12 protein-coding genes are annotated in these 15388 nt (G+C 44.3%); 7 read left to right on the top strand and 5 right to left on the bottom strand.

The features are described 5' to 3' along the window. The first annotated feature begins 134 nt into the window (after positions 1–134). From yfbV to FIV04_RS09980, 4 genes are all read left to right on the top strand, one after another. Positions 135–587, top strand: coding sequence for a terminus macrodomain insulation protein YfbV (gene yfbV, locus FIV04_RS09995; protein ID WP_032552015.1), 453 nt, complete (start codon positions 135–137; stop codon positions 585–587). A 310-nt stretch (positions 588–897) separates the two neighbouring features. Beyond that, positions 898–1866 carry an ABC transporter substrate-binding protein gene (locus FIV04_RS09990; protein ID WP_152469045.1) on the top strand — a complete coding sequence of 323 codons (969 nt, stop codon included), beginning with the start codon at positions 898–900 and terminating at the stop codon, positions 1864–1866. A gap of 151 nt (positions 1867–2017) precedes the next feature. Next, positions 2018–3856, top strand: coding sequence for a maltodextrin glucosidase (gene malZ / locus FIV04_RS09985; protein WP_152469044.1), 1839 nt, complete (start codon positions 2018–2020; stop codon positions 3854–3856). Between the two features lie 186 nt (positions 3857–4042). After that, positions 4043–5509, top strand: coding sequence for a diguanylate cyclase (locus tag FIV04_RS09980; RefSeq protein WP_152469043.1), 1467 nt, complete (start codon positions 4043–4045; stop codon positions 5507–5509). 54 nt (positions 5510–5563) lie between these two features. Here the strand turns inward: FIV04_RS09980 and dusC are convergent, their stop codons facing one another. Continuing rightward, the gene (dusC, locus tag FIV04_RS09975) at positions 5564–6526 is read right to left on the bottom strand and encodes a tRNA dihydrouridine(16) synthase DusC (protein ID WP_152469042.1); all 963 of its coding nucleotides are present in this window, start codon (positions 6524–6526) and stop codon (positions 5564–5566) included. A gap of 191 nt (positions 6527–6717) precedes the next feature. On the opposite strand from dusC, the gene FIV04_RS09970 reads away from it, so the two are divergent. Beyond that, the gene (locus FIV04_RS09970; protein ID WP_152469041.1) at positions 6718–7341 is read left to right on the top strand and encodes a YecA family protein; all 624 of its coding nucleotides are present in this window, start codon (positions 6718–6720) and stop codon (positions 7339–7341) included. An 83-nt stretch (positions 7342–7424) separates the two neighbouring features. On the opposite strand, the gene dsbB is transcribed toward FIV04_RS09970, so the two are convergent. Beyond that, positions 7425–7928, bottom strand: a complete 504-nt coding sequence (gene dsbB, locus FIV04_RS09965; RefSeq protein WP_152469563.1) for a disulfide bond formation protein DsbB — start codon at positions 7926–7928, stop codon at positions 7425–7427. Positions 7929–8074: 146 nt separating this feature from the next. Beyond that, entirely contained in the window at positions 8075–9664 is a 1590-nt protein-coding gene (gene nhaB, locus FIV04_RS09960; protein ID WP_032552020.1) for a Na(+)/H(+) antiporter NhaB, read from the bottom strand. A 640-nt stretch (positions 9665–10304) separates the two neighbouring features. On the opposite strand from nhaB, the gene fadR reads away from it, so the two are divergent. Further along, a complete protein-coding gene (gene fadR, locus FIV04_RS09955) occupies positions 10305–11144 on the top strand; it encodes a fatty acid metabolism transcriptional regulator FadR (RefSeq protein ID WP_032552021.1) in 840 nt (279 codons plus the stop codon). A gap of 106 nt (positions 11145–11250) precedes the next feature. Here the strand turns inward: fadR and FIV04_RS09950 are convergent, their stop codons facing one another. After that, on the bottom strand, positions 11251–11730 hold the full coding sequence (locus FIV04_RS09950; protein WP_150893958.1) for a DUF1456 family protein: 480 nt from the start codon (positions 11728–11730) through the stop codon (positions 11251–11253). A gap of 171 nt (positions 11731–11901) precedes the next feature. Next, on the bottom strand, positions 11902–13977 hold the full coding sequence (gene metG / locus FIV04_RS09945) for a methionine--tRNA ligase (protein WP_152469040.1): 2076 nt from the start codon (positions 13975–13977) through the stop codon (positions 11902–11904). Positions 13978–14136: 159 nt separating this feature from the next. On the opposite strand from metG, the gene apbC reads away from it, so the two are divergent. Next, positions 14137–15213, top strand: coding sequence for an iron-sulfur cluster carrier protein ApbC (apbC, locus tag FIV04_RS09940; RefSeq protein ID WP_152469039.1), 1077 nt, complete (start codon positions 14137–14139; stop codon positions 15211–15213). The last annotated feature ends 175 nt before the right edge of the window (positions 15214–15388 follow it).

Genomic DNA, 15388 nt, shown 5'->3' with positions numbered 1-15388 from the left:
ACAATGAGATTGAGGTCTGCAAATAATAGCGATATTGTGCAAATATAACAAAAAAATTTGAAAGAATATTATTTTTCGTCAATTTTTTGCGTTTTTAGTTGATGATTTCAACTTTTTTTTAACGGGAGACTCATATGAGCAATAGAGTTGGGTTAGCCAGTAGTTTAAAAGATGGCCAAAAGTACATGGATCTCTGGCCTGTCAGAAAAGAGTTAAATGCGATCTTTCCCGAGCAACGCATTATTAAGGCTACTCGCTTTGGTATTAAGGTTATGCCAGCGATCGCAGCGATCAGCATTTTAACGCAGATGGTATTCAACAATTATCAAGCGATGCCGCAAGCTGTGGTTATGGCCTTGTTTGCGATTAGCTTACCACTGCAAGGTATGTGGTGGTTGGGCAACCGCTCCAATACACAACTGCCACCAGCATTGGTATCTTGGTATCGTGAACTGCATGAAAAGATTACTGAAACGGGCTTTGCTTTAGAGCCAATGAAGTCTCGCCCACGCTATAAAGAGCTGGCGATCATTTTGAATCGAGCCTTCCGGCAACTTGATAAGTCATCAATGGAACGTTGGTTCTAAGTTAAACCAAGTTTCAAACAACATCATAAATCACTGCGCCCTAGAGATTCCTTTGGGGCGTTTTTGATCTCTCCTGCTCCTGCTTTTCTTTTGTGCGCTTAGTCGCCTTTTCAATTTTCCATTTCAGACCTTTCACTCTAATTTTTGAAGCTAGCTCATAAATTCGACACTTGTTGCACTTTTGTTATTTTTAGCTTTCGTTACTTTACTCTTACTGGTAATACTATCAGTAATGTAATAATACGCCATTCCATTTATGCAACAGTGGATATATGGAAGCAGGCAGGAGAGTGCATCACAGGGAGTGCTGATGAAAATAAGGTTGAATTGGTCGAGTGCCATGTTGATGAGTGTGGTGGCGCTCTTTTATTCTGGCGTCTCTCTAGCAAGCAGTGCAAAAGTTTCTATCTCCCAGATTATCGATCATCCCGACTTAAACGCAGCGCACAAAGGGCTGATTGATGGCTTAAAATCTCGTGGCTATGAAAATGGTAAGAATTTAGAGCTGACATCACAAATCGCAGACGGTAAGCCTGCCCAAGCTGCTAGAATTGCCAGAGAGTTGGTGAGCAAAAACCCGCACGTATTGGTCGGAATAGCGACTCCATCTTCTCAGGCGTTGGTTTCAGCAACGCGCACCATTCCTATTGTGTTTACAGCAGTGACGGACCCTGTTGGTGCGCGTCTAGTAAGACGGTTGGAAAAGCCGGGTCGCAATGTAACGGGGTTGTCTGATCTTTCACCGGTACATCAACACGTTGAGCTTATTAAACAGTTGATGCCCGATGTCGATTCTATCGGTGTTGTCTATAACCCAGGAGAGTCGAACGCGGTCGCTCTAACGTCAATGTTGAAAGACGCAGCGAAACAATACGATTTAACATTGCATATCGAGCCAGTGTTTACTGTTGATGAGGTGGAAGAGAAAACTCGTCTGGTGGCTGCCAAATCTGATGTGGTGTATGCGATGACCGATAATACAGTGGCAAGTGCCATCGATGATCTGATTCAAGCCGCCGATAGCCAGAACACACCTGTCGTTGCGGGGACCACCGCCTATGTCAAAAATGGTGCGGTTATTGGAGCTGGTCTTGATTACTACCAAATTGGTTTAGAAACGGCAGAGTATGTGGCTGCGATTTTAGAGGGTGAACAGCCGGGGAAGTTAAATGTAAGAACGCCTAAAAGCTCAACCCTCAAGATAAATCTTGAGGCACTAAAGAAGTTTCGAATCACATTGCCAACTTCCATTTTAGATCAAGCGACAAGCGTGCAGTAAACGATAGCCCTACAAAACACTAACCAGTGAACTTTATTTGAACAATGTAGGGCTACAAAGCGTGATCCACTTTAATTGTTGATAGTTTTCACATTGTTACGAATAGGATTTTTCATATCTTTAGCGAATCAATCAACGTTCGAGATTCGTTATGCGTCCATATCTATTCCATGCTCAAACCTGCGATTACGTTCAACTTGAGCAAAGAGTACTTACTTTAAAGCTCCATACAGATCGTGATGACTGGATTAAGGTGCAAATTCGCCATGAACCAGACAATGAAGAGTATCTGGTGGACATGTCTTTGGTCGGAAAACAAGGGCGACTTTTTGTCTGGGAAGCGCAGATTCCACTTAACTCCGATCAATCCATTACCCACTATACCTTTAAACTATTGAGTAACACTGGCCAATTCTGGTTGGACTCACAAGGCGTTCATTTGCGTATGCCAAGCCGTGCGCATCACTTTAAATACAATGCTGATCATCAACCGCCAAGCTGGGTACCTGAGCAAGTGTTTTACCAGATTTTCCCAGAACGTTTTTGTAACGGGAAACCAGAGATTAGTGTTCAGCCTGGCGAGTACCGATTAAAAGAGGGCACTCTTGATGTCGTGGTAAAAGAGTGGGGGGCTGATGTTGAAGGCCATAATGGCACTGGTGCTGCGGAGTTCTTTGGTGGAGACTTAGCGGGCATACATAGCAAACTCAATTACTTGCAAGACTTGGGTATTACGGCGCTGTACTTGAACCCAATATTCGAATCGCCAAGCAACCATAAATACGACACCACCGACTATTACAATGTCGATCCTCACTTTGGTACCAATCAAGAGTTTGCTGCGCTGTCAGCTGATTTGCATTCAAGAGGTATGAAAGTGGTGTTAGATGCGGTGTTTAACCACACGTCGGTTGAGCATCCATGGTTTGATAAGTTAGGCACAAGTGGCACCGGGGCTTTTGGTCAGTCTGACTCTGAGTACCATGACTACTACTTTTTCAATGAAGATGACGCGAAAAGTTACGTAGGTTGGAAAGGTATTAACTCTCTGCCCGTATTGAACTTCTCCAATGACTCGGTTCGAGACTATATTTATCAATCAGAAGATTCGGTGATCAAACACTGGCTTAAAGCACCCTATGGCATTGATGGGTGGCGTTTTGATGTGATCCATATGCTTGGCGAAGGCGAGGGTGCCTATAACAACGCCCACTACGTGAGAGAGTTTCGTAACGCGGCTAAAAGCCAAAACCCAGATGCCTACATACTCGGAGAGCATTTCTTTGAAGCGACTTCGTGGCTGCAGGGAGACCAAGAAGATGGCTCCATGAACTACTACGGGTTTGCTCATCCCGTTCGCGCTCTTTTGGCTAAGCAAGACATCGCTTATGAGCCAATTGATATCAGTATGCGAGATTTCTCTGATTGGTTAGCTGAAGCTCGTGCCAAAGTGCCTTGGCAGAATCAACTGTCTCAATTGAATCAACTAGACAGCCATGATACTGCGCGTTTTATCTCATTGCTTGACGGTGATGCACAGAAACAGGCTATTGCTCTGACATTACTGATGACCTACGTCGGAACGCCTTGCCTTTACTACGGTACTGAAATCGGACTAGAAGGTGGTCAAGACCCAGATAACCGACGTTGTTTCCCGTGGGGAGAAGAACAGACGTCGAGCTGGTATGTCTTTACTCAGAGACTCATTCAGTTGAGGCATGAGCGTCAAAGTTTGCAAACAGGCGCTTACCAAGAGCTTTACTGTGACGACAACGTGTTGGTTTATGCTCGAAGCTTGGACCAAGAACACACGTTAGTTGCCATAAACCTTGGTTCATCAGTCTCTGAGGTTACGCTTCCAGTTTGGAAGCTAGGGTTTGAATCTGGTGAACTGAGCTCGCTATTCGATGAAAACTCTGTGTTGAGCGTTGAAGATGGCCAGCTGCAATTGTCATTAAAACCGGTCTCTTCGCTAGTGCTTGTTAACTAACCCCTATTGCTCACTTACTAGTTACCATTAAAGTAGCCCCTTGTTCGACTCATCAGCGACAAGGGGCGAAGTTTTCGAGTCATATCTATTTGTGAAATAACAAATTACATAATTTTATCGGGTTGAATGTCGTTACTGATGTAATAATATTAATGGGAAATAGATAAGCAGAAGAGCATACAGTTTATGAAAGTTAATAGGCACTTTAGCCTAACCTTTGTTTTTGGCTTTCCCGCCATTATTATCAGCATGTTGCTTGCGCTTATCGCTAAAAATCACCTCGATGCGGTAGAGAAAGAAGTTACGTACGAATATCAAAGAATCATTGATGCGTTTGAACGAACGACAACGGTTGTTACTGCTCTCGACTACAGCTTCTCTAATTACTACAAATCCAGTAACCCTCTATTCTTAGACCACAATAAGACTGTGGTAGATGGCGTGTGCCGTATATGGCCGATTGATGGCCTGTTGCTTGCCGACGGTAAAACCGCAGATATCCCTTCCGTTGATATTAACTATATGTTGGTTGGCAATGAGTCGTTGTGTTCTGAATTGAGTGATGCCTATCGAAGTGCCAGTGAGAAAGTGGCGCTCGCCCCCATTCTCTCTTTCTTAGCGCAATTAGATGATTACTACTTTGGCGTTCATTTTATTGATGCTAAGGGGTATGTGATCTCTTCACCTGAGGATTTCGCTAAAGGCTTAGGGAAAGAGCTCTTGTCGACAATTAAGAGCCGCCCATATTGGCAGAGGACAGCCAACAACCCAGATCTGTTAACCCTAGCTGGCCCCACTTATCGAACCGATACGTTGGATAGAGTGATTAGCATGACGATACCGGTATTTTACAAAGGCAGCCATCAAGGCATGCTTTCTGTGGATATCGACTCGGGTAAGCTACTGACGTCACAGAGCCATCTACTTGCTGGTCAGATAAATATTGTTGACTTGACCCATGCATTGCCGCCTGACGACGCAGTGTGGATACAGCCTTTGGAGCTAAATGGTGTCGCTGCACATCATATGATCTTTTATCAACTTGATGTGATGAAAGAGCTGAAAGCTTTTGTTAAGACGGAAACCGATAGTGTCTTTGTAGCGCTCACTGTGTATCTGTTTATGGTAATGATCTTTTTCTACATCAATAGCACAATTGAAAAGGGCTATTTCAAAGAACTTGCTGCTAAAGACCCAATGACAGGTTTGCTCAACCGACGTGGGCTAGAGGCGTTTTGGCGTAATGTTCAACATGACGAACTGTTCGTGCTGGTGGTATTTGATATCGATAACTTCAAGAGCATCAACGATACCTTCGGTCACGATAAAGGTGATGAAGTGATTCGTTATATGGCGCGTCAGATCCACAATGGGATTCGTAGTAGTGATGTTGGCGCTCGGTTTGGTGGAGAGGAGTTCGTGGTCTACCTAAGGGGAGAAGAGCGCCAGACGTTGAAGAATATCCTCCACCGCGTGAAGACTGCGATTTGTGAACAGTCGACCCATGTTATCGAAGGAGGCTTCACGGTTTCCGGTGGTGCTTGCATTGTTGAGTCTGAAAGCACTCACTTGAACTTTGACGAAGTGTTTAAGTGTGCGGATGAGAAGCTGTATCTTGCGAAAACGACAGGTAAGAACAAGATTGTATTCTAATGTTCAGAGCGACGTTGAATGTCGCTCTATCGACGAATACATTGTTTTGAGGAGCTAGGCTATCGGAGCTGATAACAGTTTATCTTGATAGCGCTGAATGTGTTCTACGATTGGTGCTGCCTTTTTAAAGGTACGGATCTCACGGAAGATCTCTTCCGCTTCTGGGTACTCTTTACGCAGATAAACAAACCACTGTTTGACGCGGTTAGGGTAGTAAAGCCCTTTGTCGCCCTCAATTTCAAACTCAGAATAGCGCAACAGCAATGCTAATACCTCTTTCCAAGGCATGGGCTGGTGGTTGTGTTTTACAACGTTACCTAAATTTGGAACATTAAACGCGCCACGGCACACCATTAGGGAGTCTATACCTGTCGCTTTAATACAGTTCTGACCATCTTGGTAGTTCCAAATCTCACCATTGGCAATGAGTGGTAGTGTCGTCTTCTGACGGATCTGGTTGATGTAATCCCACTTAATCTCAGAGGCTTTGTAACCTCCTGTTTTAGTGCGGGCGTGGACTGTTAACTCATCAGCTTTAGCTTGCTCAATGGCATCGACAATCTCAAAACACTCTTCAGGATCTTCCCAACCAAGGCGAATTTTAGCTGATACAGGGATATGTTCAGGCACTGCCTCGCGACATGCTTTCACGACCTTGTAAATAAGGTCGGGCTCTTTGAGTAGAGAAGCACCACCATTACTCTTATTAACCGCTTTAGCCGGACAGCCGAAGTTAAGGTCAATACCTTTCGCACCAAGGTTTGCTGCCTGAATAGCATTTTGTGCCATCCATTCTGGATGTTGACCAAGCAGTTGTACGTGAACAGGGACACCAGCCATAGTCTGAGAGCCTTGGTGCAGCTCTGGACATAGACGATGAAAGACGTGCGGTGGTAGCAGCTGATCCGTTACGCGAACGAATTCCGTCACACAAAGATCGTAGTCGTTGATCTCCGTGAGGATCTCTCGCATTAGGTGGTCTAACACACCCTCCATCGGGCCTAGTATTACTCGCATATCGAACTACCGAAACATCTCTGTCCTGAAAATAAAGAGGCGTGATTGTACGGTGTCCCTTGTTGATTGTCACTATTGGCGCATTTTCGGAAAATTTACCTCATCTCGGTAAATTCAGCCAAAGGTAAACTGTGCAGATGGACGATAACGAGTATACTTAGCGCAAATCTCATATGAACGATGAAGTATTAATGACATATCAACTATTAAAACAAGATGGCTTGCCGCAAGAGTGTACGCCTCAGTTTGTTGAAGGTGCAATCTTGGCATCTAACCTTGCTACTAAGCCACTAGACCCGAAAGAGTGGCTGGCTGTGATCTCGCCAGAAGCAGAAGAGAGCTTCATCGGTTTGGTGACTGAACAGATTAACCGTCAACATAATTTAATTCAGCGCAGTGAATACTTACTGACAGAGGTTCTTGCTGAAGGTGATTTCAATGAGCAATTTGCGGATGTCGCTGAAGGTTTTATGATGGTTTGGCCGACTGTGGAAGAGCAGTGGCAACAAGCGAATATGGCTGACGGTACACTGAGAATGCTTCAAGCACTTCTGACGACACTGATGTTAGCAATCGATGAAGAACAGACTCAGCAGCAAATGGTAGCCGCAGGACTGGAAAATCCACCAGCGCTTGCAGACCTTGTTGGTCAAGTTGATTTAATGGTTAACGAAGTAGCATTGGCTGCAGATGAAGCTATGTTAGGTAACAAAGCTCAAAGCGTAAACCCGTTTAAAAACATTGGCCGAAATGATCCTTGCCCATGTGAAAGCGGTAGGAAGTTCAAACAGTGTTGCGGTCGAGCGCAAGCTTAGTTTTAGACTAACGGCTCGCTAAACAGAAAAACAAAAAAGTCGACCTTATCGGTCGACTTTTTTATTGGTATTTCAAATTTCGCCTATTTCGATTTAGCGAACTGAGAAATCACGATGAGACCCAGTGCAATCAAGTTACCTGCGAAAATCACTACCAACCATTGTGGCATTGATAAACCAACAAACTGCCATACAACTTTAGCGCAGTCGCCGTAAGCCTCAAACATCCAAGGTGCCCATTCATTCAATGGTGCCCAGCTTGGGAAAGTCACGAACAGATCACAGGTTGCGAAAGGAGATGGGTTGAACTGATAGTCGACGTGCTCGAGCGATAACATTAAACCTTTGTAGGCTCCGAATCCCCATCCAGCCAAGCCCAGCCAACGTACTATAGGGTTGTTAGGTGCGATAGCGCCAATCATTGCAGCAACACCAATGGCGAGCATAGCAATTCGCTCATAGATGCACATTACGCATGGGCCAAGCATCATAACGTGTTGGAAGAACAACGCACATGCTTCAAAGAAGATTACGAAGCCAAGTAACAATAGCCAAGAAAGTCGGCCTTTAGAGAAATCTTTGAGCATTACAAGAAAGTTCACGAATTTAGTCCTTCAATAAAATTAAAAAAGCCCTGATTACTCAGAGCTTTTTATCTTGGATAAGTTTCCTAATCAATGATTATTTTTCATTACTTAGATTCACTTATTAGCTTTACGACACGTTATGGCGATTAGTGGCCGTTTGAAATCACAGAGGTCACTTCACCAGTATGTTGAACAATCCAACCTGCATCGTAGAACCAAGCTGTCATTGGTTCAACAAAGAACACGATACCTGCAAGACCAACTAGAGCCAGCACGATAGTGTAAGGCAATGCCATGATTACCATACGGCCGTAAGACAGGCGGATAAGTGGTGCTAGAGCAGAAGTCAGTAGGAATAGGAAGGCTGCTTGACCATTTGGTGTTGCAACTGAAGGTAGGTTAGTACCTGTGTTGATCGCTACTGCTAGTAAGTCGAACTGGTCGCGGCTGATGATGCCTTCAACTAGCGCAGTTTTCACTTCGTTGATGTAAACCGTACCAACGAATACGTTATCCGATACCATAGATAAGATACCATTCGCTACGTAGAACAGGGCAAGCTGTGCACCTTTGTCTTCTACGTGAAGTACCGCATCGATAACAGGCTTAAATAGACCTTGGTCGATGATTACAGCAACGATTGAGAAGAATACAGCAAGTAGAGCGGTAAATGGCAGTGCCTCTTCAAACGCTTTACCCATAGAGTGCTCTTCGATTACACCTGTGAACGCAGTTGCTAGGATGATAACAGACAGACCAATCAGGCCTACTTCAGCTACGTGTAGAGCAAGACCTACGATTAGCCATACTGCAATTGCGCCTTGAACCCAAAGCTTCGCGATGTCTTGTTTAGTACGGCTTGCTTTCTGCGTGTTATCAAATTCAACAAGGATTTGACGAACGTTAGCAGGCAGTTTTGCACCGTAGCCAAAGATTTTTAGCTTCTCAACAAGTGCACACGTGATGATGCCGCAGATGAATACTGGCAGTGTTACCGGCAGCATACGAATGATGAATTCACCGAACTCCCAACCCGCTTGTTTAGCGATAACCAAGTTTTGAGGTTCGCCTACCATGGTCATTACACCACCTAGGGCTGTACCAACACCTGCGTGCATAAGCAGTGAACGAAGGAATGCACGGTAGTCTTCAAGGTCTTCACGAGTCAGTTCTGAAATCTCTTCATCATGAGTGTGGTCGTGTGCCGAGTTAGAGCCTTTGCCTGAAGCCACTTTGTGGTAGATAGAGTAGAAGCCGACAGCCACGCTAATTACTACTGCGATAACTGTTAGTGCATCTAGGAACGCTGATAGGAATGCAGCTGCAATACAGAATGCAACAGAAAGTAGAATCTTAGAACGGATGCCAAGCAGTATCTTTGTGAAGATAAAGAGCAAGAGCTCTTTCATGAAGTAGATACCGGCAACCATGAAGACGAGTAAGAGTAATACTGGTAGGTTGGCTTGGATTTCGTGGTAAACCATTTCAGGTTTGGTCATGCCAATTGCGATAGCTTGAATAGCCAACAGACCACCTGGTTGAAGAGGGTAACATTTGAGCGCCATTGCCAGCGTAAAAATAAATTCTACGACTAATAGCCAACCCGCAACAAATGGATCAACGAGGAAAAAAACAAATGGGTTGATGATTAAAAACGAAATGATGGCAACTTTATACCAATCAGGAGCCTTACCAAGAAAGTTCTTGATGAAAGCGTTTCCGAGAGACATCGGCATGTTAATACTCTTTTATGTTGATTATGAATTGACAAGCAATACAACATTCGAGCTTCGAGCTATAGAAATTTGTTAAAAACTATAACTAACAGTGACTTAGAAAAACTACATTCCATGTAATGTTCTGTGGCCTTGCCAAGTCACTCCCTTAGAAACTCGTGCACTGCTCATTTTTGAGCGCAACTCTACTCTTAGATAACATTTAGTCAACAGGAAATGCTCTGTTGGCCTAAAAATACCTCTTTTTTGTTGAAAAACGCGATCAAAGTAGCGCAAGCATAACACTAAAATTGTGAGAAAAACCGACTAGAATCAATATTTGCGTGAAATGATTGAAATTTACATAATAATCTCACCTTATGTTCGATTATTACAACTTAATATTGCATTTTAATAGATCTAAAAATATGAGCTATATCTATGATTTAATTGACAAAATGTTGTGTTAAATTTTTGTTTAATTTGATGTTATACCTTGCAGCGATATTAGACTAAAGGTGCAAACGCGTGCTGCAATTTAGAGTTTTAGCTCTATTGTGGGTTTGGTGTCAGTAAACTTTTCGAGGTGTTTCCGCGAGGCGCTAACTAGTGGTATGATGAGTCAATTAAAGCAAAATAATTAAATTGGATTGAAGTGTAGATGGTCATTAAGGCGAAGAGCCCGGCAGGATTTGCAGAGAAGTATATTATTGAAAGTATTTGGAATGGCCGTTTTCCCCCTGGCTCAATCCTACCAGCTGAACGTGAGCTGTCTGAATTAATCGGTGTTACCCGTACCACACTACGTGAAGTATTGCAGCGTCTAGCCCGTGACGGTTGGTTGACGATTCAACATGGTAAGCCAACTAAGGTGAACCAGTTCATGGAAACGTCGGGTCTGCATATTCTAGACACGCTAATGACGCTAGACGTTGATAACGCGACTAACATCGTAGAAGACTTGCTTGCAGCACGTACAAATATCAGCCCTATCTTTATGCGCTACGCATTTAAGGCGAACAAAGAAAACTCTGAGCGCACAATCATCAACGTGATTGAATCATGTGAAGCACTGCTTGCGTCTAAAACGTGGGATGAGTTTGTAGAGTCTTCTCCATACGCAGAAAAAATTAAGCATGCAGTAAAAGAAGACAACGAAAAAGACGAAGAGAAACGCCAAGCTATTCTTATCGCTAAAACGTTCAACTTCTACGACTACATGTTGTTCCAACGCCTTGCGTTCCATTCAGGTAACCAAATCTACGGTTTGATTTTTAATGGTGTTCGTAAGCTTTACGATCGTATCGGTAGCTACTACTTCTCTAACCCAGAAGCGCGTCGCCTAGCTATGGATTTCTACAAAGAGCTGCTAGTAATTTGTGAGAGCGGTGAGCGTGAAAACTTGCCTCTAGTGATCCGTAACTACGGTGTTGCAAGTGGACAGATTTGGAACGAAATGAAAACGACACTGCCAACGAACTTTACTGAAGACGACAGTTAATAAATACAGCCAATAGTCTAAGTTCTGCGAACAAACAAAAACGGCGAGCTATCTGATAGCTCGCCGTTTTTTATTCTCGTTTACCGTTTTGCTAACAGGGGTAGACTTACCCAGCAAACTCTTCTGAATCAGGACGCTGAGAGAACTGAACACCGCTTAAGAAGTCGCACAATAGTTGGTCTTCACAAGTCTTGTAGTTCTTGTTGTTTGGCTTGCGGAAGTAGGCGCCGATTTCGTACTTACTTAGGCTAATTCCCATCACTTCTAATGCATCCAGTACATCCTCAGCCTTCATGTTTAATGCAATACGCAGTTTCATGAAGATCATGTTGTTGGTCAGTGATACTTCTGGTTTCGGTTGTTCGCCTTCTTTCTTACCGCGCTTAAGATTGATGAAACCATTTAGGAAGATTGCCAGCTCTTTATCTTTCATTTTTGAGAATGACTTTTCACCTTCAGCTTTTAGCCAGTTGTTTACTTGGTCATGCGCAACGGTAGAGTCTGCTTGCTCAAAGGCTTTGATGATTTGGGCGTTCTTCAGGTTTAGCGCGTGTTGGATACGGCGCAAGATTTCATTGTTAGTCACAGGAGTCCTAATTCGGCAGTGAGTCGAGAATCGCGAGTATTGTTTCGTATATTAAGCGTATTTTCGACTGAAAAGTTGAGGGGGGAATGTATCAGAGAATGTGGGATATCAACAGAAATAAAAAATCCCCTTGCATTGCTGCGATGGGGATTTTTAATTCAGTGGTTGGCGTTACATTACGCGCATACCTGGCTGTGCACCTTCGTGCGGCTCAAGAATCCATAGGTCGCTGCCACCAGGGCCCGCTGCTAGGATCATGCCTTCAGACATACCAAACTTCATCTTACGAGGTTTAAGGTTTGCTACCATTACGGTTAGCTTGCCTTCTAGCTCTTCAGGTTTGTACGCTGACTTAATGCCAGAGAACACCTGACGAGTTTCACCACCGATGTCTAGTTGGAACTTAAGCAGTTTGTTTGCCTTCGGCACTTCTTCACAAGAGATGATACGTGCAATACGCATGTCGACTGCTGCGAACGCATCGAACTCAATCTCGTCTGCGATTGGATCTTTGTCTAGCTCGGTTTGGCTTGCCTTGTTCTTTTCCGCTTCTGCTTTCTCTTTCGCTGCAACTTCCGCTGCTGCATCTTCTTTAGAAGCTTCAATCATCGCTTCAACCTTCTTAGGGTCGATACGGCTGAACAGTGCTTTGAACTTAGTGATCTCGTGACCTGTTAGTGGTGCAGCCATGCCTTCCCAAGTCAGTTCTTGGTTTAGGAATGCTTCAGTACGTGCTGCTAGCTCCGGCATTACCGGCTTCAGGTACGTGATCAGAACGCGGAACAGGTTAATACCAACAGAACAGATGTCTTGCAGTTCTTGGTCTTTACCTTCTTCTTTCGCTACAACCCACGGTGCTTTTTCGTCAACGTATTGGTTTGCTTTGTCTGCTAGTGCCGTGATTTCACGGATTGCACGACCAAATTCGCGAGTTTCGTAAAGCTCAGCAATACGATCAGCAGCTGCAACAAATTCGTTGTATAGCTCTGGCTCTGCGAAGTTGTCAGATAGCTTGCCTTCAAAACGCTTAGTGATGAAACCTGCGTTACGAGATGCAAGGTTAACAATCTTGTTTACTACGTCAGCGTTTACACGTTGAGTGAAGTCTTCAAGGTTTAGATCTAGGTCATCAATGCGGCTGTTTAGCTTAGCGGCGTAGTAGTAGCGTAGACATTCTGGATCTAGGTGATCTAGGTAAGTCGCTGCTTTAATGAACGTACCTTTAGACTTAGACATCTTAGCGCCGTTTACCGTTACGTAGCCGTGTACGAATACGTTATTTGGCTTACGGAAACCAGAACCTTCTAGCATTGCAGGCCAGAATAGAGAGTGGAAGTACACGATGTCTTTACCGATGAAGTGGTAAAGTTCAGTTGTGCTGTCTTTCTTCCAATATTCGTCGAAGTCTAGACCTTCAGTCTTGTTACATAGGTTCTTGAATGAAGCCATGTAGCCAACAGGTGCGTCTAGCCATACGTAGAAGAACTTGTCTTTCTCGCCTGGGATTTCAAAGCCGAAGTATGGCGCGTCACGTGAGATATCCCACTGTTGTAGGCCAGACTCAAACCACTCTTGCATCTTGTTCGCTGTTTCAGCTTGAAGAGAACCAGAGCGAGTCCACTCTTGTAGCATGCTTTCGAACTGAGGTAGGTCGAAGAAGAAGTGCTCAGAGTCTTTCATCACTGGTGTTGCGCCAGATACTGCTGACTTAGGGTCGATCAGCTCTGTTGGGCTGTATGTTTCGCCACAGTTATCACAGTTGTCGCCGTATTGATCTTCTGACTTACACTTAGGACATGTACCTTTTACGAAACGATCCGGTAGGAACATCTCTTTCTCAGGGTCGAATAGCTGAGAGATAGTGCGGCTAGAGATAAAGCCGTTCTTTTTAAGCTCTAGGTAGATGTGTGAAGCCAGCTCACGGTTCTCTTCTGAGTGTGTGCTGTGGTAGTTATCAAAGCTAATATCGAAGCCAGCGAAGTCTTTCTGGTGCTCTTCACTTACAGCAGCGATCATCTCTTCTGGTGTAATACCCATCTGTTGTGCTTTTAGCATGATTGGCGTGCCGTGAGCATCGTCAGCACAGATGAAGTTTACAGTGTTGCCGCGTAGGCGTTGGTAGCGCACCCAAATGTCAGCTTGAATGTGCTCAAGCATGTGACCTAGGTGAATCGAACCATTAGCATACGGAAGGGCACAAGTGACCAGTAGTTTCCTTGAATCAAGAGTTCTTGGATCGTTTGCCATACTTAAATTTCGCTTCTTTTTGATGGGTATAAATTTGATGTGTAATACTACTTTATAACAGGTGTCACGCCAAGGTATCAAATTGACGAATCCCTTAGTTTTTTAAGGGTTCAGTCTTTCGTCAGCGGGTGATAGCATAAATCAAAAAAAGGAGCCCCAATGCGTAACTTCACATCAAAGCAAGATTTTTGTTCTTGGCTGAATGAGTTTGAATATGTACTTCTAATCCCAGAATGGGCATCGCAACCGAATATGGTGACGGTAGACCCAAAGGGGTCATTCATCATTACGCTTCCATTTGCGGCCAATAGCTTGGTAGAAGAGCTATCACACTGGATATCACATCAAATCGCTGAACAGAAAGTCGCTGGGTTCGACTTTGAAGTTCGAATTAAGCCTGCTGCACTTGAAACAACCGTATCAAGCCCTGTGAAAGGCGTGAAAAATATCATTGCGGTGACGTCTGCTAAAGGGGGTGTTGGTAAATCAACAACCTCAGTCAACTTAGCGTTAGCACTCTCAAAGTCAGGCGCTAAAGTTGGTCTATTGGATGCAGATATTTATGGTCCTTCTGTGCCTATGATGCTTGGCCAAATGCAAGCGAAACCTGAAGTGCGTGATAACAAATGGATGATCCCTATTGAAGCTCATGGGATCTTTACTCATTCAATTGGTTACTTGGTTTCCAAAGACGATGCCGCTATCTGGCGCGGTCCAATGGCAGCGAAAGCTCTTGGCCAGATCATGAATGAAACGGTATGGCCGGATCTGGATTATTTGGTGATTGATATGCCGCCGGGTACAGGTGACATTCAACTGACTCTATCTCAGCAAATCCCTGTGACAGGCGCGATCGTAGTGACTACACCGCAAGACCTCGCTTTAGCGGATGCACGTAAAGGTGTGGCGATGTTTGACAAAGTAGGCGTGCCAGTGGCGGGTCTTGTTGAGAACATGAGCTACCATATCTGTAGCCACTGTGGTGAAAAAGAGCATATCTTTGGTTCTGGTGGCGCTGAAGCGATGGCAGTTGAGTTTAGCCTTGATATTCTTGCTCAGATCCCTTTGCACATCGATGTCCGTGAAGATATTGATGCGGGAATGCCAACCGTAGTGCGTCGACCAGACAGCGAGCATACGCGCCATTACCTCGATTTGGCCGAAAATGTAGCCTGTAAGATGTACTGGACGGGCAAAGTGAAACCAGAAGCGATTAACTTCTCAATGGTTGAGTAGTTTATAATTTATACAGAGTGTGCAAGTGGTTGATGGGCACTGGTCATTAAGCAAACGTTTATTTTGATTTAATCCATTTAGATCATCAATTTGACGGTATTTTGCTGAAATGGCGACTAGAATCTATAGAGCTTAGCCCCTATAATCAGGCGGTTTATCTATTCCCATCACCAAA

The sequence above is a fragment of the Vibrio sp. THAF190c genome, from assembly GCF_009363355.1.
GTDB lineage: Bacteria > Pseudomonadota > Gammaproteobacteria > Enterobacterales > Vibrionaceae > Vibrio > Vibrio fortis_A.
The sequence above is the reverse complement of the archived record's forward strand: the minus strand, read 5'-3'. Positions and strand labels throughout refer to the sequence as shown.